This is a genomic window from Hylemonella sp. GW821-FHT12C09 (assembly GCF_058807395.1).
Map to the genome: position 1 here is coordinate 280,200 of NZ_JBXAQQ010000006.1, position 22,382 is coordinate 302,581.

27 protein-coding genes are annotated in these 22,382 nt (G+C 65.9%); 6 read left to right on the forward strand and 21 right to left on the reverse strand.

Features of this window, described 5'->3' with window-relative positions:
- Positions 1–68 precede the first annotated feature (68 nt).
- On the forward strand, positions 69–449 hold the full coding sequence (locus AC1RRP_RS12340; protein WP_493036568.1) for a hypothetical protein: 381 nt from the start codon (positions 69–71) through the stop codon (positions 447–449).
- Positions 450–478: 29 nt separating this feature from the next.
- Here AC1RRP_RS12340 and AC1RRP_RS12345 read toward each other — a convergent pair whose 3' ends face one another.
- From AC1RRP_RS12345 to AC1RRP_RS12355, 3 genes are read right to left on the reverse strand one after another with little or no spacing between them, the layout of a single operon-like run.
- Positions 479–1,321, reverse strand: a complete 843-nt coding sequence (locus tag AC1RRP_RS12345; protein ID WP_493036570.1) for an EamA family transporter — start codon at positions 1,319–1,321, stop codon at positions 479–481.
- A 57-nt stretch (positions 1,322–1,378) separates the two neighbouring features.
- Complete coding sequence (locus AC1RRP_RS12350; RefSeq protein ID WP_493036572.1) at positions 1,379–2,284, reverse strand: DMT family transporter; 906 nt, start codon at positions 2,282–2,284, stop codon at positions 1,379–1,381.
- A 28-nt stretch (positions 2,285–2,312) separates the two neighbouring features.
- Complete coding sequence (locus AC1RRP_RS12355; protein WP_493036574.1) at positions 2,313–3,287, reverse strand: 2-dehydropantoate 2-reductase; 975 nt, start codon at positions 3,285–3,287, stop codon at positions 2,313–2,315.
- 229 nt (positions 3,288–3,516) lie between these two features.
- Between AC1RRP_RS12355 and AC1RRP_RS12360 the strand changes: the two genes are divergently transcribed.
- Positions 3,517–3,969: a rhodanese-like domain-containing protein gene (locus tag AC1RRP_RS12360; RefSeq protein WP_493036576.1), complete on the forward strand. Its 453-nt coding sequence runs from the start codon at positions 3,517–3,519 to the stop codon at positions 3,967–3,969.
- Positions 3,970–4,026: 57 nt separating this feature from the next.
- Positions 4,027–5,628, forward strand: coding sequence for a methyl-accepting chemotaxis protein (locus tag AC1RRP_RS12365; RefSeq protein WP_493036578.1), 1,602 nt, complete (start codon positions 4,027–4,029; stop codon positions 5,626–5,628).
- A gap of 36 nt (positions 5,629–5,664) precedes the next feature.
- Here the strand turns inward: AC1RRP_RS12365 and AC1RRP_RS12370 are convergent, their stop codons facing one another.
- From AC1RRP_RS12370 to hpaR, 12 genes are all read right to left on the reverse strand, one after another.
- Positions 5,665–6,444: a class II aldolase/adducin family protein gene (locus AC1RRP_RS12370; protein WP_493036580.1), complete on the reverse strand. Its 780-nt coding sequence runs from the start codon at positions 6,442–6,444 to the stop codon at positions 5,665–5,667.
- A 132-nt stretch (positions 6,445–6,576) separates the two neighbouring features.
- The gene (locus AC1RRP_RS12375) at positions 6,577–7,566 is read right to left on the reverse strand and encodes a Bug family tripartite tricarboxylate transporter substrate binding protein (RefSeq protein ID WP_493036582.1); all 990 of its coding nucleotides are present in this window, start codon (positions 7,564–7,566) and stop codon (positions 6,577–6,579) included.
- 30 nt (positions 7,567–7,596) lie between these two features.
- Positions 7,597–9,330 carry a dihydroxy-acid dehydratase gene (ilvD, locus tag AC1RRP_RS12380; protein ID WP_493036584.1) on the reverse strand — a complete coding sequence of 578 codons (1,734 nt, stop codon included), beginning with the start codon at positions 9,328–9,330 and terminating at the stop codon, positions 7,597–7,599.
- Between the two features lie 4 nt (positions 9,331–9,334).
- On the reverse strand, positions 9,335–10,111 hold the full coding sequence (locus AC1RRP_RS12385; RefSeq protein ID WP_493036586.1) for an SDR family NAD(P)-dependent oxidoreductase: 777 nt from the start codon (positions 10,109–10,111) through the stop codon (positions 9,335–9,337).
- Between the two features lie 3 nt (positions 10,112–10,114).
- On the reverse strand, positions 10,115–10,927 hold the full coding sequence (locus AC1RRP_RS12390; protein ID WP_493036588.1) for an aldolase/citrate lyase family protein: 813 nt from the start codon (positions 10,925–10,927) through the stop codon (positions 10,115–10,117).
- A 9-nt stretch (positions 10,928–10,936) separates the two neighbouring features.
- Positions 10,937–11,752 carry a 2-oxo-hept-4-ene-1,7-dioate hydratase gene (gene hpaH / locus AC1RRP_RS12395; RefSeq protein ID WP_493036590.1) on the reverse strand — a complete coding sequence of 272 codons (816 nt, stop codon included), beginning with the start codon at positions 11,750–11,752 and terminating at the stop codon, positions 10,937–10,939.
- 2 nt (positions 11,753–11,754) lie between these two features.
- A complete protein-coding gene (locus AC1RRP_RS12400; protein ID WP_493036592.1) occupies positions 11,755–12,153 on the reverse strand; it encodes a 5-carboxymethyl-2-hydroxymuconate Delta-isomerase in 399 nt (132 codons plus the stop codon).
- 12 nt (positions 12,154–12,165) lie between these two features.
- Positions 12,166–13,089: a 3,4-dihydroxyphenylacetate 2,3-dioxygenase gene (gene hpaD / locus AC1RRP_RS12405; protein ID WP_493036594.1), complete on the reverse strand. Its 924-nt coding sequence runs from the start codon at positions 13,087–13,089 to the stop codon at positions 12,166–12,168.
- 2 nt (positions 13,090–13,091) lie between these two features.
- Entirely contained in the window at positions 13,092–14,567 is a 1,476-nt protein-coding gene (gene hpaE / locus AC1RRP_RS12410) for a 5-carboxymethyl-2-hydroxymuconate semialdehyde dehydrogenase (RefSeq protein WP_493036596.1), read from the reverse strand.
- On the reverse strand, positions 14,564–15,316 hold the full coding sequence (locus AC1RRP_RS12415; RefSeq protein ID WP_493036598.1) for a fumarylacetoacetate hydrolase family protein: 753 nt from the start codon (positions 15,314–15,316) through the stop codon (positions 14,564–14,566). The genes hpaE and AC1RRP_RS12415 overlap by 4 nt, the downstream gene beginning before the upstream one ends.
- Positions 15,313–16,068: a fumarylacetoacetate hydrolase family protein gene (locus tag AC1RRP_RS12420; RefSeq protein WP_493036600.1), complete on the reverse strand. Its 756-nt coding sequence runs from the start codon at positions 16,066–16,068 to the stop codon at positions 15,313–15,315. Before AC1RRP_RS12420 ends, AC1RRP_RS12415 begins: the two co-directional genes overlap by 4 nt.
- A gap of 58 nt (positions 16,069–16,126) precedes the next feature.
- Positions 16,127–16,561, reverse strand: a complete 435-nt coding sequence (hpaR, locus tag AC1RRP_RS12425; RefSeq protein ID WP_493036602.1) for a homoprotocatechuate degradation operon regulator HpaR — start codon at positions 16,559–16,561, stop codon at positions 16,127–16,129.
- 125 nt (positions 16,562–16,686) lie between these two features.
- Between hpaR and radA the strand changes: the two genes are divergently transcribed.
- The 3 genes from radA (at position 16,687) to AC1RRP_RS12440 (ending at position 19,762) form a co-directional block, all read left to right on the forward strand.
- Positions 16,687–18,054 carry a DNA repair protein RadA gene (gene radA / locus AC1RRP_RS12430; protein WP_493036603.1) on the forward strand — a complete coding sequence of 456 codons (1,368 nt, stop codon included), beginning with the start codon at positions 16,687–16,689 and terminating at the stop codon, positions 18,052–18,054.
- 109 nt (positions 18,055–18,163) lie between these two features.
- On the forward strand, positions 18,164–18,421 hold the full coding sequence (locus AC1RRP_RS12435) for a helix-turn-helix domain-containing protein (RefSeq protein WP_493036604.1): 258 nt from the start codon (positions 18,164–18,166) through the stop codon (positions 18,419–18,421).
- A 3-nt stretch (positions 18,422–18,424) separates the two neighbouring features.
- Positions 18,425–19,762, forward strand: a complete 1,338-nt coding sequence (locus tag AC1RRP_RS12440; RefSeq protein ID WP_493036606.1) for a type II toxin-antitoxin system HipA family toxin — start codon at positions 18,425–18,427, stop codon at positions 19,760–19,762.
- Positions 19,763–19,800: 38 nt separating this feature from the next.
- Here the strand turns inward: AC1RRP_RS12440 and AC1RRP_RS12445 are convergent, their stop codons facing one another.
- The 6 genes from AC1RRP_RS12445 to AC1RRP_RS12470 form a co-directional block, all read right to left on the reverse strand.
- The gene (locus AC1RRP_RS12445; RefSeq protein ID WP_493036608.1) at positions 19,801–20,061 is read right to left on the reverse strand and encodes a DUF2442 domain-containing protein; all 261 of its coding nucleotides are present in this window, start codon (positions 20,059–20,061) and stop codon (positions 19,801–19,803) included.
- Positions 20,033–20,206 carry a DUF4160 domain-containing protein gene (locus AC1RRP_RS12450; protein WP_493036633.1) on the reverse strand — a complete coding sequence of 58 codons (174 nt, stop codon included), beginning with the start codon at positions 20,204–20,206 and terminating at the stop codon, positions 20,033–20,035. Before AC1RRP_RS12450 ends, AC1RRP_RS12445 begins: the two co-directional genes overlap by 29 nt.
- Positions 20,207–20,366: 160 nt before the next feature.
- Positions 20,367–21,209 carry an REP-associated tyrosine transposase gene (locus tag AC1RRP_RS12455; RefSeq protein WP_493036610.1) on the reverse strand — a complete coding sequence of 281 codons (843 nt, stop codon included), beginning with the start codon at positions 21,207–21,209 and terminating at the stop codon, positions 20,367–20,369.
- A 58-nt stretch (positions 21,210–21,267) separates the two neighbouring features.
- Entirely contained in the window at positions 21,268–21,603 is a 336-nt protein-coding gene (locus tag AC1RRP_RS12460; RefSeq protein WP_493036612.1) for a transposase, read from the reverse strand.
- Positions 21,604–21,695: 92 nt separating this feature from the next.
- Positions 21,696–22,064 carry a hypothetical protein gene (locus AC1RRP_RS12465; protein WP_493036613.1) on the reverse strand — a complete coding sequence of 123 codons (369 nt, stop codon included), beginning with the start codon at positions 22,062–22,064 and terminating at the stop codon, positions 21,696–21,698.
- Positions 22,065–22,072: 8 nt separating this feature from the next.
- On the reverse strand, positions 22,073–22,279 hold the full coding sequence (locus AC1RRP_RS12470) for a hypothetical protein (protein ID WP_493036615.1): 207 nt from the start codon (positions 22,277–22,279) through the stop codon (positions 22,073–22,075).
- Positions 22,280–22,382: the final 103 nt, after the last annotated feature.

Here is a 22,382-nt window from a genome sequence, read left to right on the forward strand (position 1 = left end):
GATTGCCCTGGGCCGCACACGGCCTGGATAACCGTCTGACTACCAAGCAATCTGATCAGGGAGAACGTATGAGCATGAAACGCATGGGGGCCGTTGCCGCCTTGTCGATGGTCGTGGCCGTGAGCGCACACGCCAGGAACCCGGGCGAGAGCGCGCAGCGCTGCGTCGACGCCAGCGAAAAGAACGGGCGCGTCACCCTCACCAACACCTGCAACAAGCAGATCTTCGTGCTCTATTGCGGCGACCTGAAGTACTCCAAAAAGGGCTGCGGCGAAGGCCCCAAGGGTGGTTTCTATACGCACTCCAACAATGTGCAGCCGGGGGCCAGCACCGACTTCGTGGTCGACGGCCAATATCGCTATGCGGCCTGCGTCGGCGGTATCAGCTTCGGCAACAGCGGAGAGTACGAAGATTTTCCCAATGGCAGTTACCGCTGCCTGGCCAGGTAGACCAGACGGGGGCTGGCGTGTGATGCCACTCAGGCCAGCTTGATGACCGCTGCACCGGCGCACACCAGCAGCGCCGACAGCAGGCGCTGCCGGCTCAGGCCTTCCTTGAGGAACACCACACCGATCAGCGCCGCGAACACGATGGAGGTCTCGCGCAGCGCGGCCACCGTGGCGATCGGGGCCTGTGTCATGGCCCACAGCACCAGGCTGTAGGCCGCCAGTGTGCCGGTGCCGCCCAGCAGGGCCGCGCGCCAGGCGCCGGGGGGTGGCCGCAGCAGTGCGCGCCCGCGCAGCCAGGTGGCCGTGGCCAGCATGAAGACGCCCGTCAGCAGGAAGACCCAGGCGGTGTAGCTCAGGGCGTGGCCGGCCAGGCGCACGCCCAGGCCGTCGACCAGGGTGTAGAGCGCAATCACGCCGGCATTGGTCAGCGCTGCCAGCACCGCGCCCGGATGGCTGGCGCCGTTGCGTCCGGCCCGGCCTGCCAGCGCCAGCACCCCGCCACAGATCAGTGCAATGCCCAGCCAGGCGCCCGGTGTGGGCGCGTCAGCCAGCAGCAGGGCCGCCGCCAGCGCGGTCAGTACCGGTGCTGTGCCGCGCATCAAGGGGTAGGCGAAGCCGAGCTCGGTGCCCTGGTAGGCGCGCGCCACCAGCGAGAAATAGACCACGTGGATCAGAGCCGACGCCAGCAGCCAGGGCCAGCTGGCCGGGGCCGGCGTGGGCAGGCCCGGCAGCATCAGCAGGGCCAGCGCGGCGGCGCCGCAGACCACGTGCAGCGAGGCCAGGAACTTGTCCTGGCTGGCGCGCACCAGTGCGTTCCAGCCCGCATGCAGCAGGGCCGAGAAGAGCACCACGGCCATGACCTCGGTAGCCATGTCAGCGAGGTGCTGCCGATGAAGGGCTTGAAACGTGGCGGGAGCGGAGACCGGGGGTCATCTTTTCCTCAGGCCCAGGGCCATGACGGTGCCCACCACGATGAGCGCGCCGGTCACCTGCACTGGCGCAATGGCCTGGTCCAGCAGGAACCAGGCCAGCACCAGCGCCGCCACCGGCTCCACGTTCATGATGGGTGAGCTGCCGACCACGCCCAGCCGGGGCAGCAAGGTGAACATGATGGTGAAGGCCGTGCCGTAGAACAGCGTGAGGCCAGCCAGGCCCCACCAGCCGGCCGCCGCCTGGGGCAGGTGCAGGCCGCCTTGCAGCGGTACGGCCACCAGCGCCAGCAGACCGACCAGGACCATGGTGATGGTCGTGCGCAGGCGCCCGTCGACGCTGGCCGCCTCATGTTGCGTGAGCACCAGGGCGGCGCCGAACACCGCGGCCGCCACCATCGCAAAGGCCACGCCGGCGCCGATGCGGCTCCATTGCCCGGCGGCACCCAGGCCCGAGGCCGCACCCAGGGCGTCGAGCGCCAGGGCCAGGCCGAACAGCAGCACCGGCATGGCCAGCAGCACGGCACGTTCCGGCCGGTGCCGGTAGAGCAGCCAGGCGAACAGGGCCGTCCACAGCGGGTAGGTGTTGAAGGTCAGCAGGGCCAGGGCCACGGGCAGGCGCACGACGGCGGCGTACAGGCACAGGCTCTGCACGGCCACCAGGGCGCTGATGAGCAGGAGGAAGCCGCGCTGGCGCGGCGTGACGACCAGCGACACGCCTTGCTGCCAGACGATGGCGCCGACCACGAGGGCGGTGACCAAGCTGCGCACCAGCACGGCGGTGGTCACGTCCAGGCCATGGTTGAAGGCCAGGCGTGCGGCCACATGGTTGGCCCCGAACAGGCAGGCGGTGAAGAGCAGCGTGAAGAAGGCGGCGCGGCTGAGCGCGCGGGGGGAAGAGGACATGACGAATACCGGGAGTCGGGCCCGTTGGTCAGAGCAGGCCGCGCGTGCGCGCCTGCAGGCGTGACAGGCCCAGCAGCACGTCGGTATAAGGCGTGGTCACGCCGGTCAGTGCGCCCAGCTCCTGCACCACGGTGACCAGCGCGTCGATCTCCACCGGTCGGCCGGCTTCCACGTCCTGCAGCATCGAGGTCTTGAAGGCGCCCAGCTTCATCGTGACCGCGTGCCGGTCCTCGGGCTGCTGGAAGATCGGGATGCCGATGCGGGCGCCGATCTCCTTGGCCTCAAGCATGACCTTCGAGATGAAGTCGCGCACCAGCTTGTCGCCCAGGATCTTGTCGGTGGTGGCGCCGGTCAGTGCGCTGACCGGGTTGACCGTCATATTGCCCCAGAGCTTGTACCAGATGTCTTTCTGGATCTGCGCCGAGAGCTCGGTCTCGAAGCCGGCCTGGCTGAGCAGTTGCACGAGTTGCTGCACGCGCTCGGTCTTCTGAGCCGAGGGCTCGCCGATGATGAGGCGGTTGCCGAAGTGGTGTTGCGCGCAGCCCGGCTCCCGGATCGAGCAGCTGGCGTGCACCACGCCGCCGATGATGTGCGCGGCAGGGATGGCCCTGGCGATCTCGCCCTTGGGGTCGATGGCCTTGAGCTGGGTATTGGCGAACTTCTCGCCGAAGCCCTGGAAGAACCACCAGGGCACGCCGTTCATGGCGGTCAGCACCACGGTGGCGGGGCCCAGCAAGGGGGCGATCTGGCGCGCCACCTCGGGCAGGGCCGGTGCCTTGACGGCCAGGATCACCAGGTCCTGCACGCCCAGTTCAGCCGGGTGGGCGCTGGCGCGCACCGGGACGCCGAGCAGTTCCTTGTCGATCTGGCAGCGCAGGCCGTGCTGCTGCAGGGCGCTGAGCGTGGCGCCGCGCGCGACCACGCTGACCTGGCAGCCGGCACGCGCCAGCCTCACACCCATCCAGGCGCCGATGGCGCCCGCACCGTAGATGCAGATCTTCATATCGGAAAATTCCTACAGAAACATCAGAGATCGTGAAAGACTAACTAGGAAAAGCCGGATTTTGCCGTCGCCACGGCAAAAAGGCTCGACAGATCAGGCGTATGCAATTACAAACGTTTTACGTGCCTGCTCCGCACGAGTGGGTAGCCCCGGGGGTATCTCGTGAGAACGCGTTGCCAGGGCGCGCCGGTTTTCAATCCTGTTTTTCTATCAATGGAAGGATCTAGCCATGTTAAAGCGCAATTCGATGAAGTGGGCGGCCGCACTGTTGCTGACAGCTGGCGTGGCCATGCCGGTCTTGGCTGCCGACACGCCCACCACTCTGGCCGGCGTCAAGGTGATTGCCGCCGATGAGGCCAAGAAACTCCTGGATAGCGGGGTCCCGTTGATCGACACTCGCGTGGCTGCCGAGTATGCCGAGAAGACCATCAAGGGCGCCAAGAGCGTGCCTTATCGCGAGAAGAGCGCGAAGGACGTGGGCTTCGATGCCAGCCAGGATCAGTTCGATCTGAGCAAGCTCCCCGCCGACAAAGGCGCACCCATCGTCTTCTTCTGCAATGCCGGCGAATGCTGGAAGAGCTACAAGGCTTCTGTGGTGGCAGCGAAGGCCGGCTACAGCAAGATCCACTGGTTCCGCGGCGGCATGCCGGAGTGGACCAGCAAGGGATTGCCGACGCAGTAAGCCTGTGGCGCCACGCGCCATGGCCCAGACCGGTGCCGCAGAACTGAAGGAATGTCCATGTCGATGAATCTGTCCATCAAGGGACGATTGCTGCTGCTGACCGGGCTGGCCTTTGTGGCCGTGGCCTTGCTGGCAACCCTCTTCTTTGCGGCCAACCGGGTCAACCGCACGGCTCTGACCCAGTTGTTCGAGAAGAATAGCCAGATGATCGTGGGCCTGCAGCGCGTCGACAGTCTGTTGCTGGAGGTTCGCTTTCGTGCGGCGGCGGTACTGCTCGACCAACTCCCGGTGCCCGGCTCCTTGAATCACCTACGAGACGCGCGCAAGGAGCTGGCGACGCTGTGGCGGCAGCTCGAGCCGCTGGCATCGGAAGCCTTTACAGAGGGCGAGGCGCGCGACAGCATCGAGGCCATCAAGCAGCGCTGGTCAGTGGTGGAGACGACCCTGGGCAAGCTGGAACAGGGCTACGTCGCCAAGAACAACGACGCTCTGACAACCGTGCTGGAGGAAGACTGGGCCCTGATGCTCAAGGGCGTGGTCCGCCCCCTGCAGGCGCTGATCCCGCTTGCGCAGAAGCGCGCGAACGAGACTTACGAAGCCGCAGTGGATTCCAGCCAGCGCATGCTGGCGTTCGGGATCAGCGGCGGGGTGTTGTGCCTGTTGCTCTTGGGCGTGGTCGCCTGGCACACGATGCGTTCCATTCTCGTGCCGCTGGAAGACGTGAAGCAATCCCTGCGCCGTATTGCCGACGGTGACCTGTCGGCGCCGGTGCCGGCCTCGCGTGGCGATGAACTCGGCAGCATGGTGGATGCCTTGCGCGATATGCAGCAGGCGCTCTCCGGACTGGTCTCCCAGGTGCGCTCATCCTCGGAAAACATCGAAGTCGCCAGTTCCGAGGTGGCGCATGGCAATGCTGACCTCGGTGCCCGTACCGAACAGGCTGCCTCAAGTCTGCAACAGACGGCTTCGAGCATGGAGCAGCTGACCGGCACCGTTAGCCAGTCGGCGGAATCGGCCCGTACCGCCAACAGGCTGTCTGGCTCGGCCGCTGCGGTAGCCCAGCGCGGGGGGCAGGTGGTCTCACAGGTGGTGAGCACCATGAACGACATCACCCATTCGTCGAAGAAGATCTCCGACATCATCAGTGTCATTGATGGCATTGCCTTCCAGACCAACATCCTGGCGCTCAACGCCGCAGTGGAGGCCGCGCGCGCCGGTGAGCAGGGACGGGGTTTCGCGGTGGTGGCCAGCGAGGTGCGCAGCCTGGCCGGCCGGTCTGCCGAGGCCGCCAAGGAGATCAAGACCTTGATCGCCACCAGCGTGTCAGGGGTCGAAGCCGGCGCACGGCTCGTGAGCGAAGCCGGTCAGACCATGAACGAGATCGTCACGGCGGTCCAGCGGGTGAGCGACATCATCGGCGAGATCACGGCCGCCACCACCGAGCAGTCCAGCGGCATTGCACAGATCAATACTGCGGTGAACCATCTGGACCAGATGACGCAGCAGAATGCTGCTCTGGTGGAGGAGTCCACCGCCGCCGCCCAGAGTCTCAAGGACCAGGCCTCGCGCCTTGCCCAGGTGGTCTCTGTGTTCAAGGTGAACCCTGGCGGCTCCGCTGCGACAGGCAGCGACCCGCTGCAACTCGCGATGACCCGGTAGGGCCTGTTCACACTCATTTCGCAAGCGCGACAGGCACTAGTTCTTGTAGCTGGTGTCCTGTCGGTCCACCTGCCGCACCAGCGCGTCGAACACGTCCTGTCCGGCGCCATGGTTGGGGTTGAACTGTAGCGCGTCGCGCGTGCATCGGGCGGCGATGGCTGCGGGCACGGGAATGGCCGGGCCCATGCTCAGGGTGGCCAGCTGGATCTCGCAGGCGCGCTGCAGCGTCCACAGGATGGCGAAGGTCTGCGGCAGTGTGGCACCCCAGGCCAGCAGGCCGTGGTTGCGCAGGATCACGGCCGGTTTCGCACCGATGCTCTGCAGGAGACGCGGCGCCTCGTCAGCGTGGATGGTGATGCCCTCGAAGTCATGGTAGGCCACCATGTCGTGCAGCTGGGCGGAATAGAAGTTGTTCTGGGCCAGCCCGTTCTGCTGGCAGGCCACGGCCACGCCGGCCGTGGTATGGGTGTGCATGACGCAATGCGCCCCGGCGATGTGCTCGTGGATGGCCGAGTGCACGGTGAAGCCGGCCGGGTTGACCGGATGCGTGGAGCCGTCGAGCACGCGGCCCTGCAGGTCGATCTTCACCAGGTTGCTGGCGGTGACTTCGCTGTAGTGCAGGCCGAAGGGGTTGATCAGGAAGTGCTTTTCACCACCGCTCACACTGGCCGGCAGGCGCAGCGTGATGTGGTTGTAGATCATCTCGGTCCAGCCCAGCATCGCGAAGATGCGATAACAGGCCGCCAGCTGCAGGCGCGCCTGCCACTCCTCCGGGTGCAGGTGCACGGGAGGTGCCGATTTCAGGATGGCATTCATGGCGGGGTCCAATCAGTGCGTCGAAATATCCCGACGGTCGCGCAGCGGAGGTTTCAGCGCCGGGCCGTCCCAGGCTGAAGCACGGCCCCCCGGGGGCAGGGAGCGACACGCAGTGCGCGACCGTGGGGCCTTTCAGGCATCGGCGGTGAAGCCGATGGTCTTGACGATGGGCGCCCACTTGGCCGTGTCCTGCTTGAGCAGCTCGGCCAATTCGGCGGGCGAGTTCGACATGGCTTCCAGGCCGAAGGTGGCCAGGCCGTCGATCACGTCCTTGGAGGCCAGCGCCACCTTGAGCGCGCCGTTCATGCGTGCCACGAGCGCAGCGTCGGCCTTCGGGGGCAGGAAGAAGGCGAACCATTCGCTGTGCGTGAGTTCCTTGAAACCCTGCTCGGCGTAGGTCGGCACGTCGGGGGCGAAACGGTTGCGCTTGGCGCCCGAGGTCGCCAGGATGCGCACCTTGCCGGTGGCCAGATGCTGCGTGATGTCGCCGATGGGGCCGCTGACGGCGGCAATCTGGCCGCCCAGCAGGTCCAGCATGGCCGGTTGGGTGCCGCGGTAGGCGGCGTGCTTGAGATCGATGCCGCCGCTCTTGCCCAGCAGGGCGCCCACGAAGTGCGGCGTGGAGCCGGCGGCCGGCGAGCCGAAATTGGCCTGGCTGGGATTGGCCTTGGCCCAGGCGATGAAGTCGGCCACGTTCTTCACGTTGGCCGGCACCAGGGGGCCGACGGCAAAGCCGAAATCGAACACGCAGGCCAGGGTGACTGGCGTGACATCGGCCACCGGGTCATAGGGCAGCTTCTTGAAGATGTGCGGGTAGATGGTGAACATCGACGTAGGCGACTGCAGCAGTGTCGTGCCGTCGGCCGGCTGGCCCTTGACGTACTGGATGGCGATCTGGCCGCCCGCGCCGGTCTTGTTCTCGACGACGACGGTCTTGGCGTAGGGGCCGGTCAGGCGCGTGCCCACGCGCCGGCAGGTGTTGTCCGAGGTGCCGCCGGCAGCGAAGCCGGTGACGATCTTCAGCGTGTCGATCTGGGCCTGGGCCATGGTCTGCTGGCCCAGGCTGGCCAGCAGCGCGGTGGCGCCGGCGGACTGGATGACGTGACGACGGGAAATACTCATGAGGGTCTCCTTGTGATGAGCTGGCAAAATTCAGGAAACGTCGCGCAACCAGGTGACGGCCCCGGAATGGGTCACCGCGCCCTGGTGGCTCGGGCGTACTGTGAGTGCGTATTTTTCCAGCAGGCCGCCCTGGGCGACCCCCGTGTTTACCTCTAGGCTGGCCAGGCGCCGCGTGATCTCCGCGGCATCCAGCTCCACCGTGATGCTGCGTGCCGGCGCCCGTGCATCGATGGCGATCATGTCGCCGTCACGCAGCGCGGCGATCGGGCCGCGGTCCGCCGCCTCGGGCCCCGCGTAGCCGATGCACAGGCCGCGTGTGGCGCCCGAGAAGCGCCCGTCGGTCAGCAGGGCCACCTTGTCGCCCATGCCCTGGCCGTAGAGCAGGGCCGTGATGCCCAGCATCTCGCGCATGCCGGGGCTGCCTTTCGGCCCTTCGTTGCGGATCACGATCACGTCGCCTGGCTGGTAACGCAGGGCCTGCACGGCGGCCTGGGCCGCTTCCTCGGACTCGAACACACGCGCCGGGCCGCGGTGTACCAGGGTCTTGAGGCCGGCGGTCTTGAGCAGGGCGCCGTCGGGGCAGAGGTTGCCCTTGAGCACGGCCAGGCCGCCGTCCTTCGAGATCGCGTCTTCGAAGCGGCGCACCACCTGGCCGTCGGGGTCGTTGGCGCCGGCGATTTCCTCGGCCAGGGTGCGGCCGGTCCAGGTCAGCGCGTCGCCGTGCAGGTGGCCGCTGCGCAGCAGTTCGCGCAGCACCACGGCCGCGCCGCCGATGTAATACATGTCGCGTGCCAGGTACTTGCCGCCGGGGCGCAGGTCAGCGATCAGCGGCGTGCGCGCGAACACCTCGGCCACATCGTCCAGGTGGAATTTGATGCCGGCCTCGTGCGCGATGGCCGGGATGTGCAGCGCCGCATTGGTGGAGCCGCCCGTGGCCGAGACCACGGCGCAGGCGTTCTCCAGCGCCTGGCGCGTGACGATGTCGCGCGGCAGCGGGCCACCCCCTTCAACACTGGCCATCACCGCCTTCATGAGTTGTCTGCCCGCACGGCGCATCAGCGGCGCGCGTTCGCTGAAGACGGCAGGCACCATGCTGGAGCCGATGGGCGCCAGGCCCAGCGCCTCGGACACCATGCCCATGGTGTTGGCCGTGAACTGGCCCGCGCAGGCGCCGGCCGTGGGCAGGCAGGCCTGGCTGATGGCGTCCAGTTCGTCCAGCGTGGCATCGCCGGCCAGCACCTTGCCGATGGTTTCGTAGGTGTCGACCACGTTGAGATCGCGCCCGTCCACCCCGGGCATCTGTCCCGGCAGCGCCGAGCCGCCGTGCACAAAGACGCTGGGCACGTTGCAGCGCACCATGCCCATCATCAGGCCGGGCAGGTTCTTGTCGCAGGCGCCGATGCCAAAGATGCCGTCCCACTGGTGGCCGCGCACCGAGGCCTCCACGCTGTCGGCAATGAGCTCGCGCGAGATCAGCGAGAAGCGCATGCCCGAATGCGCCATGGTCAGGCCATCGGACACCGAGACCACCGGGCACTCGTGCGGCGTGCCGCCCGCGGCGTAGATGCCGGTCTTGGCGTGCTGGGCCTGATCGCGCAGGTTCAGGTTGCAGGGGCTCATCTCGCCGCCCGTGTGGAAGACGCCGATGTGCGGACGCGCGATGTCGTCCTCGTCCTGGCCCAGGGCGTGCAGGAAGCTGCGCGTGGTGGCGCGGATGGTGCCCTCAACGAGCGTGGCGGAGCGGAACTTCTTTTTCTCGGTCATGCGTTCATCCTGCGTTCAGGTGCAGGCCATTGTCCATGGGGATCACCGTGCCCGTCATGCCCGGCGCGCGCTCGGTGATGAAGCAGGCCAGCGCCGCGACCTCTTCCGGCTGCGAGACGCGCTTGAGCGGCGAACTTTCGGTCTGCACCTGCACGACTCCGGCGTGCCGCACGGCGTCCAGCACGCGGCTGGGCAGTCCGCCTTCGACAAAACCCGGCGCGATGGCATTGACCCGGAGCTGCGGCCCCAGCGCGCGCGCCAATGAAAGCGTGAGGGTGTTGACCGCGCCCTTGGAGGCCGCATAGGCCATGGACGAGCCGCGCCCGATCACGCCGCCGATGGACGAGATGTTGACCACGCTGCCCTGGCCGCCGGCCTTCAGTGCCGGGGCGCAGGCGCGGATCATGCGGTACAGGCCCACGGTGTTGACGTCGTAGGTGCGGTGGAACTCTTCAGGCGTGAGGGCATCGAGGTCGGTGTGCGGAATGAAGCGCGTGGTGCCGGCGCAGTTGACCAGAGCGTCGATGCGGCCGAACTTCTGCAGGGCGCCCTGCACGAAGGCGGCACAGCTCTCGTCCTGGCCCACATCCAGGTGCAGCAGCAGGGGGCTGATGCCATGCGCCTCGCATTCGGTCGCCACGCCCAGCAACTCCACGCGGTTGGCCTCGTCCAGCCAGCTCAGGGCCAGGTCCCAGCCGTGCGCCGCGAACTCGCGCGCGCAGGCCGCCCCGATGCCGGTGGCGGCGCCGGTGATCAGGCAGACGCGGCGCGCGGCGCTCATCGCTCAATACACCTTGTCGCCGGCTGCGAGGGGCTTCACGTTGCCCTTGTAGAGCGCGGCGAGTGCCGAGGTCTGGCGCACCAGGATCTGCGTGTCCAGGCCCACGGCGACGAAGCTGGCACCGATCTCCAGGTAGTGGCGCGCCAGCGTCTCGTCGCTGATCAGGATGCCCGCGGCCTTGCCGCACCTGACGATGCGGCGGATCGCGTCGTCGATGGCTTTCTGCACCGCGGGGTGGGTGGCCTGGCCGATGTAGCCCAGCGAGGCCGAGAGGTCGGCCGGGCCGATGAAGACGCCGTCCACGCCGGGCGTGTTGGCGATGGCTTCCAGGTTGTCCAGTGCGGTGCGCGACTCGGCCTGCACCAGCAGGCAGACCTGCTCGTTGGCCTCCTTGCCGTAGTTGGGGTAACGGCCCCAGCGCGCGGCGCGTGTGCCGGCCATGCCGCGCACGCCCTCGGGCGGGTAGCGCATGGCCTGCACCACGGCGGCGGCCTGTTCGGCCGTGTCTACCATGGGCACCAGCAGGGTCTGGAAGCCCAGGTCCAGGAACTGCTTGATGGTGGCCGTGCCGGCTTCGCCGTGGCCCAGCGGCACACGGCCAATGGGGTGCGAGCCGGGATAGGCCGCAATGGTCTGCAGCTGCGAGAGCAGGGTGGGCAGGGTGGTGGGTGAATGCTCGGCGTCGAGCAGCAGCCAGTCGAAACCCGCACCGGCGCAGATCTCGGTGCTGACGGGGTGGCCCAGGTTGACCCACAGGCCGATCTGGGCCTGCTGTTTGGCGATGGCCTGCTTGAAGGGGTTGACGGGTGTTTTCATGCGGATTCCTCAGACAAAACGGAAATTCAACTGGCCCAGGGGGCCGTAGTCGGCCTCGAACAGATCGCCGGCTTTCCCTGGCACGGGCCGCGTGAAGGAGCCGGCCAGCACGATCTGCCCGGCTTCGAGATGCTCGCCCCAGGGCGCGAGCTTGTTGGCCAGCCAGGCGATGCCGATGGCCGGGTGGCCCTGTACGCCGGCGGCCAGCCCGGTTTCTTCCACCACGCCGTTCTGGCGCAGGATGGCACCGACCCAGGGCAGGTCCACGTCGCCGGGTTGGGCGCGGGCGGCGCCGACCACGATACCCGCATTGGCCGCGTTGTCGCTGATGGTGTCGTAGACCTTGCGCATGACCTTGCTGTGGCGGTCGAACTGCTCGATGCGCGCGTCGATGATCTCGATGGCGGGCGTCACGTAGTCGGTGGCGGCGAGCACCTGCTCGGCCGTGACGTTGAGGCCCTTCAGCGGCGCCTTGAGCACGAAGGCCAGCTCCACCTCCACGCGCGGCGCGATGAAGCGTGCCGCCGGGATGTCCAGTACCTGGCCTGGCGTGCAGGTGTACAGCATGGAGTCGAGCAGGGTGCCATAGTCGGGTTCGGCTATCTGGCTGGACTGCTGCATGGCGCGCGAGGTCAGGCCGATCTTGTGGCCGATCACCCGGCGCCCCTGTGCCAGCTGTAGCGCCACCCAGGCGCGGCTGATGCGGTAGCCGTCCTCGATGCTCATGCCGGGGTAGCGTCTGGAGAAGTGCTCCAGCTGCGTGCGCGTGTCCTGCGCCTGTTGCAGCTCGGCGGCCAGCTGCTGCGTGAGTTCGGGGCTGAACATGGCTACTTGAACAGGGGGTGGAGGTTGCTGTGCTTGGCGTTGTAGACCTCGCTGCCCTCGTCGATCTGCAGGGTGATGCCGAGCAGGCGTTTTTCGTAGAGGTCGGCGAAATGCGTCCTGGTCCGGGTGAGCAGGGCCTGCCCGGCCCGTTCCTTCACGGCGTCGGATCGCCCGAAGCCCATGCGCAGGTTCAGATAGACGAAGGCGTAGTCCTCCTTGCCGTCGGCCACGGCGGAATGCGGCGCGGGGTAGGCGAACACGCGCGTGCCGCCGGTGGGGAAGACCTGCTCGCCCGACTCGTCGTGCTGCCCGATCATGACGTCGGCCAGGTCGCGACACAGCGTCGTCATGTCGGTCTCCTTTTCCAGGTTGTTCGTGTAGAGGATGACGAGGTGCGGCATGACAAGGATCTTTCAAAGGCGGGAAAAGGCACTGTAACCCCGGGCGCTGGAGGCTTGCGGCTGCGGCACGGCCTGGCCGCTGGTCGGCAGCACCGGGAAGACGGCGTTGAGCTGGCCGGTGCCGGAGGCGCCGAAGTAGGGCGTGATGATTTCGGCCTGGCCCGTGTACTCGGACCAGCCCAGCGCGCCCAGCAGCATGGCCGTGTCGTGCATGAAGCCTTCGCCGTGGCCCTTGCTGGCGTACTCGGGCAGCATGGCGCAGAAGTCTGGCCACTCGCCGGCCTGCCACATGTGCAGCACGTCGCGGTCCATGTGCTCCAGCAGCGGGCTCCAGATCTTGTGCGCGTATTCCGGCGCCAGGCCGTTCTGTGCGAAGCGGTGGCTCAGCGAGCCGCTGGCGAAAAAGGCCACGGTGCCGTCGTAGTGCTCCTCCACCGCGCGGCGCATGGCCCAGCCCAGGCGGGCGCTGTCGTTGAGGTAGTGCACCTGGCACAGGGCCGAGACCGAGACCACCTTGAAGTGCTGGTCCTCGTTCATGTAGCGCATGGGCACCAGCGTGCCGTATTCCGGTGCCAGCGTGGTGGCCGGGTGGGCCAGGGTCTCGACGCCGTGTTCGTTGCAGACCTTCGCCAGCAATTGGCCCAGAGCCGGGTTGCCCGGGAATTCATAAGCCAGGTTGCTGATGAAGTGCGGCAGCTCGTTGCTGGTGTACAGGCCTTTGAAGTGCGGCGCGCAGTTCACGTGGTAGTTGGCGTTGACCAGCCAGTGCGTGTCGAACACCACGATGGTGTCCACGCCCAGCGCGCGGCAGCGCCGGCCGATCTCCTTGTGCCCTTCGATGGCGTCGGCCCGCGTGCCCAGTCTTGGGCCGGGCAGCTCGCTGAGGTACATGGAGGGCACGTGGGTGATCTTGGCGGCGAGAGCGAGTTTGCCCATGGTCAGGCCCCCCAATGAGGAATGTGGTGCGAGCCTAGAGAGACCGCCACGTTCTTCGGCTCCAGGAACACCTCGTAGGTCCACGTGCCGCCCTCGCGCCCGGTGCCGCTGGCCTTGGTGCCGCCGAAGGGCTGGCGCAGGTCGCGCACGTTCTGGCTGTTCACGAAGCACATGCCGGCCTCGATGGCCGCGGCCACGCGGTGCGCACGGCCGAGGTTCTCGCTCCAGACATAGCTGGACAGGCCGTAGGGGATGTCGTTGGCTTTCGCAACGGCGTCGGCCTCGTCCTTGAAGGGAATCAGGCAGGCCACGGGGCCGAAGATCTCTTCCTGCGCAATGCGCATGCGGTTGTCCACGTCGGCAAAGACCGTGGGCCAGACGTAGTTGCCGTTTTTCACACGATCAGGCAGCGCCGGTGCATAGCTGGGGCGGTCGAGCCCGCCGCAGAGCAGCGTGGCCCCCTCCTTGGGGCCAAGCTCGATGTAGCTGCGCACCTTGGCCAGATGGTTCTTCGAGATCATGGGGCCGACGATGGTCGCATCCATCTGCGGGTCACCCACGGTGATGCGCTTGGCGCGCTCGGTGAACTTCTGCACGAAGTCGGCATAGATGCGCTGCTGCACCAGGATGCGGCTGCCCGCGGTGCAGCGCTCGCCGTTGTTCGAGAAGATCATGAAGACCGCGGCATCGAGCGCGCGCTCCAGGTTCGCGTCGTCGAAGATCACGAAGGGGCTCTTGCCCCCCAGTTCCATGCTGAACTTCTTCAGGCCCGCGGCCTGCACGATGCGGTTACCCGTGGCCGTGGAGCCGGTGAAGGAGATGGCGCGCACGTCGGGGTGGGCGCACAGCGGCTCGCCTGCTTCCTTGCCGTAGCCGTGCACCACGTTGAGCACACCGGCGGGAATGCCAGCCTCCAGCGCCAGCTCGCCCAGGCGCGCGGCCGTCAGCGGCGAGAGCTCGCTCATCTTGAGCACGGCGGTGTTGCCGAAGGCCAGGCAGGGCGCGACCTTCCAGGTGGCGGTCATGAAGGGCACGTTCCAGGGGCTGATGAGCGCGCACACGCCCACGGGGTGGAACAGGGTGTAGTTCAGGTGCGTGGGCGTGGGGTAGGTGTGGCCGTCCACGCGCGTGCACATCTCGGCGAAGTAATGGAAGTTGTCGGCCGCGCGCGGGATCAGCTGTTTGCCGGTCTGGGCGATGACCTGGCCGGTGTCGTCGGTCTCGGTGCGGGCGATCTCGGGCACGTGCTGCGCGATCAGCTCGCCGAGCTTGCGCATGAGTTTGGCGCGCTCCGGGGCGGGCAGGCCGGCCCACTTCGGAAAGGCGTCCTTCGCGGCGGCCACGGCCGCGTGCATCTCGGCCGCGCCGCCGGCGGCGACTTCGGCCAGCACCTCCTGCGTGGCCGGGTTGACGGTCTCGAAGTAGTCGGTGCCCGTGACGGGCTTGCCGTTGATGAGGTGGTTGATGACGGTGTTCATGGGCTGCGGATGGTGTTGACGAGGGCGCCGAGGCCTTCGATCTCGGTGACGATCACGTCGCCCGGCCGGCAATCGACGATGCCGTCGGGCGTGCCGGTGAGGATGAGGTCGCCGGGGTTGAGCGTCATGTAGCTGCTGAAGTGCTCGACCAGGCAGGGCACGTCGAAGATCATGTCGCGCGTGGAGCCCGACTGCGTGATCTTGCCGTTCACCGTGGTGCTCAGGGCCAGGGCCATGGGGTCGGGCACATCGACCGCATCGACGCGCCAGGGGCCCAGCGGTGTGCAGGTGTCGCGGTTCTTCACGCGCAGGTTGGGGCGGTACCAGTTCTCCAGGTAATCGCGGATGGCGTAGTCGTTGGCCACGGTGTAGCCGGCGATGTAGTCGTAGGCGTCGGCGCGCTTCACGTGCCTGGCGCGCCGGCCGATCACCACGGCGAGTTCGCATTCGTAGTGCATATAGTCCACGCCGGCGGGCCGCACGGTGTGGGCGCGGTGGCCGATCAGCGAGCCCTCGCCCTTGAGGAAGACCAGCGGCTCCTCGGGCGCCTTGAAGGCCAGTTCCTTGGCGTGGTCGGCGTAGTTCAGGCCCAGCGCGAGGATGGTGCGCGGCCAGGGCACGGGGGCCAGCGGCGGCAGCCAGCTCACGGCATCGAAGCCGACGGTACGGCCATCGGCCAGCAGCAGCTGGCCGTTGTGTTCGGTGGCGTCGTGGATGGCGCCGTCGTAGGCGACGCGGGCGTGTTTCATAAGGCCCCCACGCTTGCCACTGCGTGTGCTGCGCTGCCCCCCGAGGGGGCTCTCGCGCCTTGGGGCGGCCCGGCGTCTCTCGATGCGGCCTCCTCCACCAGCGTGTTCGTGAGCAGGCCCAGCGCGGGCAAGCCGGCGGCCGAAATCTCGATGCGCTGGCCTGCGCGCGCCAGCGGCCGGTTCGCGCCCAGGCCCAGCAGCAGCACGTCGCCGTGGCTCAGGGTCATGAACTCGCTCACGTCGGCGATCAGTTGCGCGGCGGGGCGCAGCATCTGCGCCAGGTCTACGGTGTGCTGCAGCCGGCCGTCGATGCGCACTTCCAGTCGCAGCCGGTTCGGGTCACCCAGCTCGGTGGGCGTCGCGCAGCGCGGCCCGATGCCCAGGAAGCCGTCGAGGTTCTTGTATTTCACCGGAGGGCGGTAGTAGCTGGCGTGCGGCAGCGAAACATCGTTCACCAGCACGTAGCCGGCGACATGGGCCAGCGCGTGTTTCGCGTCGACACCCCGTGCCGCGGCACCGATCACCAGGGCCAGGCTGGCGCCAATCTCGACCTGCGGCGCGCGTGCCGGCACGGCGATGGCCGCGCCGTTGGCGCTCCAGGTGTTGGCGGTCTTGATGTAGAGCACGGGCGCCTTCGGCGGTGCCTTGTAGGGGGGCTCGTTCATCTGCGCGGCCCAGGCGGCCCACTCCTCCTTGGAGTTGAGCAGCACGCCGTAGACGGTGCCGGCGGACAGGACGGGGAGCATGGTCATGGGAAACCTCCGCCCTGTTGGGCTGCGGTGCGAGCACCTTCGGACGGCCGTGCGGTGCTCATGCCGGTTCCTCCAGGGCGATCAGTTCGTCGAGCAGGGCATACAGCTGCCCCAGTTTTTCCTTGCCCAGGCCGCGCTCCAGGCGCTGGTAGTGCGCCTCGATCGAGCGCGACAGGGTCTGGACCAGTTGCAGGCCCTTGGCGGTGGCTTGCACGACCGTGCGGCGCTGGTCGGCCGGGTCGCGTTCGCGTTGCACCAGCCCGTCGCGCTCCATGCGGGCCAGCACACCCGTGAGGCTGGGGCCGAGGAGGTAGGCCTCACGCGCGACGCGGCCGGTCTCCACCACGCCGTGCTCGCCCAGCACGCGCAGAACGCGCCACTGCTGGTCGCTCAGGCCCTGATCGCGCAGGCCGGGGCGGTAGTGCGTCATCACGGCTTCGCGCGCCTGCAGCAGCAGACGGGGCAGGTTGCGGTGGCGAAAGGCGGTGGACATGGTGGGAGCGTCGATTTATTTAACATGTTAAATGTTTTGGCGCCGCATTCAAGCCCCGCCCCGCCCGGCAGGCCCCGGACTTACCCGAGCTGTAAGTTCATACAGTATTCGGGTACCATCCCTTCATGGCCAAGGAAAAGACGATCTACACCTGCAACGAATGCGGCGGCACCAGCCCCAAGTGGCTGGGCAAGTGTCCGCACTGCAATGCCTGGAACTCGCTGATCGAGTCCGTGGCCGAGAGCGCCGCGCCCGCGAAGAACCGCTTTGCGGCGCTGGCGAAGACGGCCGAGGTCACGGCCCTGGCCGACATCGAGGCGGCCGACGTGGACCGCACGCCCACGGGCCAGGACGAGCTGGACCGTGTGCTGGGCGGCGGCATCGTCGAAGGCGGTGTGGTGCTGATCGGCGGCGACCCGGGCATCGGCAAATCCACGCTCTTGTTGCAGGCGCTGGACGCGCTGCAACGGTCCGGACAAAAAACCCTGTACGTCACGGGTGAGGAAAGCGGCGCCCAGGTGGCCCTGCGCGCACGCCGCCTGGGGCTGGATGGTTCACAGGTGCAGGTGCTGGCCGAGATCCAGCTCGAGAAGATCCTCGCCACGCTGGACCAGCACCAGCCGGCCATTGCCGTGATCGATTCGATCCAGACCGTGTACTCCGACCAACTCACCTCCGCCCCCGGCTCGGTGGCCCAGGTGCGCGAATGCGCGGCCCACCTCACACGCGCGGCCAAGGCCAGCGGCACGGCCATCGTGCTCGTGGGCCACGTCACCAAGGAGGGCGCGCTGGCCGGCCCGCGTGTGCTGGAGCACATGGTGGACACGGTGCTGTATTTCGAGGGCGACACGCATTCGAGTTTCCGCCTGATCCGCGCCATCAAGAACCGCTTCGGCGCGGTCAACGAGATCGGTGTCTTCGCCATGACGGAGAAAGGGCTCAAGGGCGTGAGCAACCCCAGCGCCATCTTTCTGTCGCAACATGCGGAGCCGGTTCCCGGCAGCTGCGTGATGGTCACACTCGAAGGCACGCGCCCCATGCTGGTGGAGATCCAGGCCCTGGTGGACAGCGGCGGGCCTTCACCTCGGCGTCTCTCCGTGGGCCTGGACCGCGACCGCCTGGCCATGCTGCTGGCCGTGCTGCACCGGCATGCGGGCGTGGCCTGCCTGGACCAGGACGTCTTCGTCAACGCCGTGGGCGGCGTGCGCATCAGCGAGCCGGCGGCCGACCTGGCCGTGATGCTGGCCATCACCTCGTCGCTGAAGGGCCGAGCCTTGCCCAAGGGTTTTCTGGCCTTCGGCGAGGTGGGCCTGGCTGGCGAGGTGCGGCCCGCGCCGCGCGGGCAGGAGCGCCTGAAGGAGGCCGCCAAACTCGGCTTCTCTGTCGCCGTGGTGCCCAAGGCCAATGCGCCCAAGAAGGCCATCGAGGGGTTGACCATCCACGCCGTGGAGCGCGTGGAGGAGGCGCTGGAGATCCTCCGCACGCTGGATTGACCGGCCGACCAGCTTCCCGCATGGTGAGCGCACAGATATTCTTAAAAAGAATATTTGACTTTTATTCTCTTAAAGAATAAAGTAAAAATATTCCTTGAAGGAATTCCTCATGAAACAGATCCTGAGCAGCCCCACCCAGGCCGGCCTGTTGCTGCAATCGGCCAGAAAACACCGTGGGCTGACCCAATCCGCAGCGGCGGCCCGCCTGGGCTTGAGCCAGTCCAGGCTGTCCAAACTCGAACTGGACCCCGCCAGCATGACCCTGGAACAGATGCTGGGCCTGTGCGCCCTGCTGGGGCTGGAACTCACACTGGCCGAGAAAAAAAGTGCCGCCAGCCAGGCGGGCAGCAACCCCACGGAGTGGTAAGCCATGGGTCGGCGCTCACATCACAAGTCCCTGGCACTCTGGTCCAACGGCCAACGCGTGGGCGTGTGGCGCCTGGGGCCCGGCGGCGCCAGCGAACTGCAATACGAACAAAGCTGGATCGACGCCCCCGAAGGGCGTCCTTTGTCCCTGTCTCTGCCTTTCACCATCGGCAACAGCCCCCACAAGGGCGCACGGGTGCTCAACTACTTCGACAACCTGCTGCCCGACAACCCGGACATACGCAAACGGCTGGCCAGCCGCTTCAAGACCGGCTCCACCAAAGCCTTCGAGCTGCTCACGGCCCTCGGCCGAGACTGCGTAGGCGCCATCCAGCTGCTGGAAGAAGGCGCCACGCCCGAGGGCTACGACCGCATCGAAGGCACGCCCATGGCGGATGCGGACATCGAGCAGTACCTGCAGCGCACCGTGGCCACCTCCGCCGTGCTCGGCCAGGAACCTCTGCAGGAAGACGACTTCCGCATCTCCCTGGCCGGCGCCCAGGAAAAAACAGCCCTGCTCTGGCACGATAACCGGTGGCTGCGCCCCCACGGGGCCACGCCCACCACGCACATCTTCAAACTGCCGCTGGGCATGGTCGGGCCCGGCCAGCTGATCGACTTGCGCAGCTCGGTCGAAAACGAATGGCTGTGCTCGCGCATCCTCGCCGCCTACGGCCTGCCCGTGGCGGCCTGCCGCATCATGGACTTCGGCCGCCAGCGTGTGCTGGTGGTCGAGCGCTTTGACCGCAGGCTGCACTCCTCAGGCCGGTGGTGGCTGCGCCTGCCGCAGGAAGATTTCTGCCAAGCCTTGAACACCCCGCCGGACCTGAAGTACGAAGACCAGGGCGGCCCCGGCATCCTGGACATCTGCGCCATCCTGAAACAGTCGGAGAATGCAGCGCAAGACTTGCGCACTTTCATGAGCGCCCAGATCCTGTTCTGGATGCTCGGTGCCACCGACGGCCACGCCAAGAACTTCAGCATCCAGCTCCAGACGCAGGGCCGCTTTCATCTGACGCCGCTATACGACGTGCTCTCCATCTGGCCCGTCGTGGGCGGTGCGGCGCACAACATCCAGTGGCACAAGGCCAGGCTGGCCATGGCCGTGCGCGGCAAGAACCTGAAGGACATCCAGCGCCGCCACTACAACGCCATGGCGCCCCTCTGCGGGCTGGGGGCTGACGCTGAGGAGCTGATCCAGTCCCTCATAGCCCGCACACCCCAGGCCATCACCCAGGTGAACGCAGAATTACCTGCCGGCTTTCCGCAACAGATTGCGACGTCCATACTCGGTGGGCTGGAGCAGGCGGCCCGTCAATTGGCTGCCATGCCGCATCGCTGATCATCGCGGTCCCGGTTGACCTGACCCCGAGCTACTTTCTAGACTCCAGCGCCTCTCGAAATCAAAGGAAACAAAGCCGGATTTCGAATCGATGCAAGGGCCAAGTCAACGTCAAGAAGCGGCCAATAGAGATGCTCTGCAGCAGGTCGTTGCACGGTCGTGATGGCCTGCACCGTGGCCGTTTTGAACCACGGAAATTCCTCATAAGGAACAAACAGCTCCTCGTCACCCACAAGCACCCAGAAACCCTTGGTGGAGACCAAAGAAACTTCAACTTCCGAAGTGGATACGCCATGCATGGGTAATCTCCTCTCGGCGCCTATGAACCAATGACAGTGCCTCGTTGAGCTGCTTTACCGACAGCCCTTGATTCAAGGCGACTTCAATACCGGGCTCCATCCAGAATTTGGCTTCGCCGTCAGTGTGCGTTACATGAACGTGCATCCGGGATTCCTCCCGTGAGAAGAAGAAAAACCGGAACGCCCCCTCACGAAAAACAGTAGGTGCCACAGTGCAAGTCTAGCACCGGCCCAAAGAAACTCGTTTTGAATCTCTGACAGTTGCAAGGCCTGCCCTGCAATTGGCCGCCATGCCACCCCACTGATCATGAGACTGGGCGCCTCACCACCCGCCCCACCGTCGTGAAATGCACGCCGAAGTGCTCCGCAATCTGCTGGTAAGAATAGGCCCCGGTGGCATAAGCACGCACCATGGCCGCATTGCGGTCGGGTTCGGCTTGCTCGATCGCCCGCAGCGAAGGCGCCGGGGCACGACGCTGGGCGCGCGGAATCTGCACATCCTCGCGCTGCTGCTTGTGCACCCGCTTCTGCATCTTTTCCACAAAGGCGTCGTCCCCCAGGTACACTTGGCTCTTGAGCTGCTGCCAGGGTGAGGCTGCGCCCATGCCCTCGGCCACGAACTGGGCATAACGTTCCTGCGCCACCGTCCTGCGGCTCGCAAACCGCGCCAGCAAGCCATCAACAGCAAGAAACTCCTGGGCCGGCACCAGCCCCATGCTGGCTTGGTAGCTGCTCCAGGGCCAGTCTTGCGCACGCTCGACCATACCCGCGCGCACCGGGTTCAACACCACGTAGCGCGCCAGCTCCAGCAAGTAGGCATCGCTGTCGACCAGGATGGCCTTGAACCGCCCTTGAAACACATGCCCAACCCGCTGGTGCCGCCGGTTACTGGCCTGCGTATAGACCCCATTGAGCTGGCGCATGCCTAGGGAAAGATTGCCATCGGGCGTCTGGATCAGCAGGTGGTAATGGTTGCCCATCAGACACCAGGCGTAGCAAAGCCAATTGAACTGGCTGACGACCTGGGAAAAGATGTCCAGAAAGACACGCCGGTCTTCGTCGTCTTCAAAGATGTTTTCCCGCCGATCACCCCGCGCAGTGACGTGATAGAGCGCGTGCGGGAACTCGATGCGTAGCGGGCGGGACATGGGCAGAAGATAGCAAAAGAGATGCTACTTTGCTAGACCTGACCCTAAAGGTTAACTACTAAAGGTTAAAAAGGTTAAAAAGGTTGATAAAGGTTAAGGCCTGACCCCGATCTCCGCGCTGGTGCCGGCGGTTGAAATATTGGGTGTAGGTGCCGTTGAGAAACTTCATCCCCCTGGCCAGCGTGGGCGTGCCGGTCTCGATCAGCAGGTGGTAGTGGTTGCCCATCAGGCAGTAGGCATGGCAATACCAGTCATACCGCTCGACCGTATGCCCCAGCAGGTCCAGAAACTGCCGGCGGTCCTCGTCATCCGCATAGATGTCCTGCTGCGCGTTGCCACGTGCCGTGACGTGGTACAGCGCGCCGGCAAATTCGATGCGCAAGGGCCGGGCCATCTGCGTGCTCCCTGAAATCAGACGCCCTCAGGCTATCGAGTCGTGGGGTGGATGTCAAATGTAAGGCCTGACCCCGATCTCCCTCCTTAAACTCAAATAGTCTCTTTAACGGAATACGGTGAAAATGACACACCACACTTATGGCAACGTTTCGGGAAAAAGGCGACGTAGCTGCCGACCGCAACTTCACCGGCTCCAAACGAAGTCCGTGTAACCAAAGGCGTTACCCCACAACGGGGACATTTGTATCCAAAGGAAGTAAACAGACCGGCAAGAGCGAACGGAAAAAATATCGCAAATAGCCAAATCGGGTGAATCACTAAAACATCGAATCTAAGAAGAAGTGCCATTACACCTGCACCGAAAAAGATCACAGCAAATGAAAAAATTACTTTTCGCCGAGATTTTCCGAATCTGGTGAACTCATCTTTCGATAGATGCTCCTGAGTATTTTCTTTCATGAATATGACTATCGTTTATAAGACGTATTAAATATATCCCACTTAATAGTACCGCCCACATTAGCAACAGGTGCGGCAGTCTTGACTTCAAGAAATTTCACCTGACCAAAGCCACCATAGTTATCCTTAGTGACAGAGGTGCCAGTCAACGGGGACTGGACACCAGCCTTTCCTTCAAACGCGGTCAGCGTTACAAATGGAAGAGCGACTTCCACGCCAACTTTCGTGCTGATTGCTCCGGTTGGGCTGCTGCCGGTTCCGTGGACACCCACCTAAGCTTCTGAAGCTTTCTCGAAGTCTATCGGACTGACGTAACCG

Bases quoted from the DNA above. Each gene is read 5' to 3' on its own strand.
- hpaH (WP_493036590.1), bottom strand. From the start codon at position 11,752: ATGTTCAGCCCCGAACTCACGCAGCAGCTGGCCGCCGAGCTGCAACAG.
- AC1RRP_RS12420 (WP_493036600.1), bottom strand. From the start codon at position 16,068: ATGACCATGCTCCCCGTCCTGTCCGCCGGCACCGTCTACGGCGTGCTG.
- AC1RRP_RS12415 (WP_493036598.1), bottom strand. From the start codon at position 15,316: ATGAAACACGCCCGCGTCGCCTACGACGGCGCCATCCACGACGCCACC.
- AC1RRP_RS12465 (WP_493036613.1), bottom strand. From the start codon at position 22,064: ATGAAAGAAAATACTCAGGAGCATCTATCGAAAGATGAGTTCACCAGA.
- AC1RRP_RS12375 (WP_493036582.1), bottom strand. From the start codon at position 7,566: ATGAGTATTTCCCGTCGTCACGTCATCCAGTCCGCCGGCGCCACCGCG.
- AC1RRP_RS12455 (WP_493036610.1), bottom strand. From the start codon at position 21,209: ATGTCCCGCCCGCTACGCATCGAGTTCCCGCACGCGCTCTATCACGTC.
- hpaD (WP_493036594.1), bottom strand. From the start codon at position 13,089: ATGGGCAAACTCGCTCTCGCCGCCAAGATCACCCACGTGCCCTCCATG.
- AC1RRP_RS12345 (WP_493036570.1), bottom strand. From the start codon at position 1,321: ATGGCTACCGAGGTCATGGCCGTGGTGCTCTTCTCGGCCCTGCTGCAT.
- hpaR (WP_493036602.1), bottom strand. From the start codon at position 16,561: ATGTCCACCGCCTTTCGCCACCGCAACCTGCCCCGTCTGCTGCTGCAG.
- ilvD (WP_493036584.1), bottom strand. From the start codon at position 9,330: ATGACCGAGAAAAAGAAGTTCCGCTCCGCCACGCTCGTTGAGGGCACC.
- AC1RRP_RS12355 (WP_493036574.1), bottom strand. From the start codon at position 3,287: ATGAAGATCTGCATCTACGGTGCGGGCGCCATCGGCGCCTGGATGGGT.
- AC1RRP_RS12390 (WP_493036588.1), bottom strand. From the start codon at position 10,927: ATGAAAACACCCGTCAACCCCTTCAAGCAGGCCATCGCCAAACAGCAG.
- hpaE (WP_493036596.1), bottom strand. From the start codon at position 14,567: ATGAACACCGTCATCAACCACCTCATCAACGGCAAGCCCGTCACGGGC.
- AC1RRP_RS12370 (WP_493036580.1), bottom strand. From the start codon at position 6,444: ATGAATGCCATCCTGAAATCGGCACCTCCCGTGCACCTGCACCCGGAG.
- AC1RRP_RS12435 (WP_493036604.1), top strand. From the start codon at position 18,164: ATGAAACAGATCCTGAGCAGCCCCACCCAGGCCGGCCTGTTGCTGCAA.
- AC1RRP_RS12450 (WP_493036633.1), bottom strand. From the start codon at position 20,206: ATGCACGTTCATGTAACGCACACTGACGGCGAAGCCAAATTCTGGATG.
- AC1RRP_RS12460 (WP_493036612.1), bottom strand. From the start codon at position 21,603: ATGGCCCGGCCCTTGCGCATCGAATTTGCCGGCGCGCTGTACCACGTC.
- AC1RRP_RS12350 (WP_493036572.1), bottom strand. From the start codon at position 2,284: ATGTCCTCTTCCCCCCGCGCGCTCAGCCGCGCCGCCTTCTTCACGCTG.
- AC1RRP_RS12400 (WP_493036592.1), bottom strand. From the start codon at position 12,153: ATGCCGCACCTCGTCATCCTCTACACGAACAACCTGGAAAAGGAGACC.
- AC1RRP_RS12385 (WP_493036586.1), bottom strand. From the start codon at position 10,111: ATGAGCGCCGCGCGCCGCGTCTGCCTGATCACCGGCGCCGCCACCGGC.
- AC1RRP_RS12445 (WP_493036608.1), bottom strand. From the start codon at position 20,061: ATGCATGGCGTATCCACTTCGGAAGTTGAAGTTTCTTTGGTCTCCACC.
- AC1RRP_RS12360 (WP_493036576.1), top strand. From the start codon at position 3,517: ATGTTAAAGCGCAATTCGATGAAGTGGGCGGCCGCACTGTTGCTGACA.
- AC1RRP_RS12440 (WP_493036606.1), top strand. From the start codon at position 18,425: ATGGGTCGGCGCTCACATCACAAGTCCCTGGCACTCTGGTCCAACGGC.
- AC1RRP_RS12365 (WP_493036578.1), top strand. From the start codon at position 4,027: ATGTCGATGAATCTGTCCATCAAGGGACGATTGCTGCTGCTGACCGGG.
- radA (WP_493036603.1), top strand. From the start codon at position 16,687: ATGGCCAAGGAAAAGACGATCTACACCTGCAACGAATGCGGCGGCACC.
- AC1RRP_RS12340 (WP_493036568.1), top strand. From the start codon at position 69: ATGAGCATGAAACGCATGGGGGCCGTTGCCGCCTTGTCGATGGTCGTG.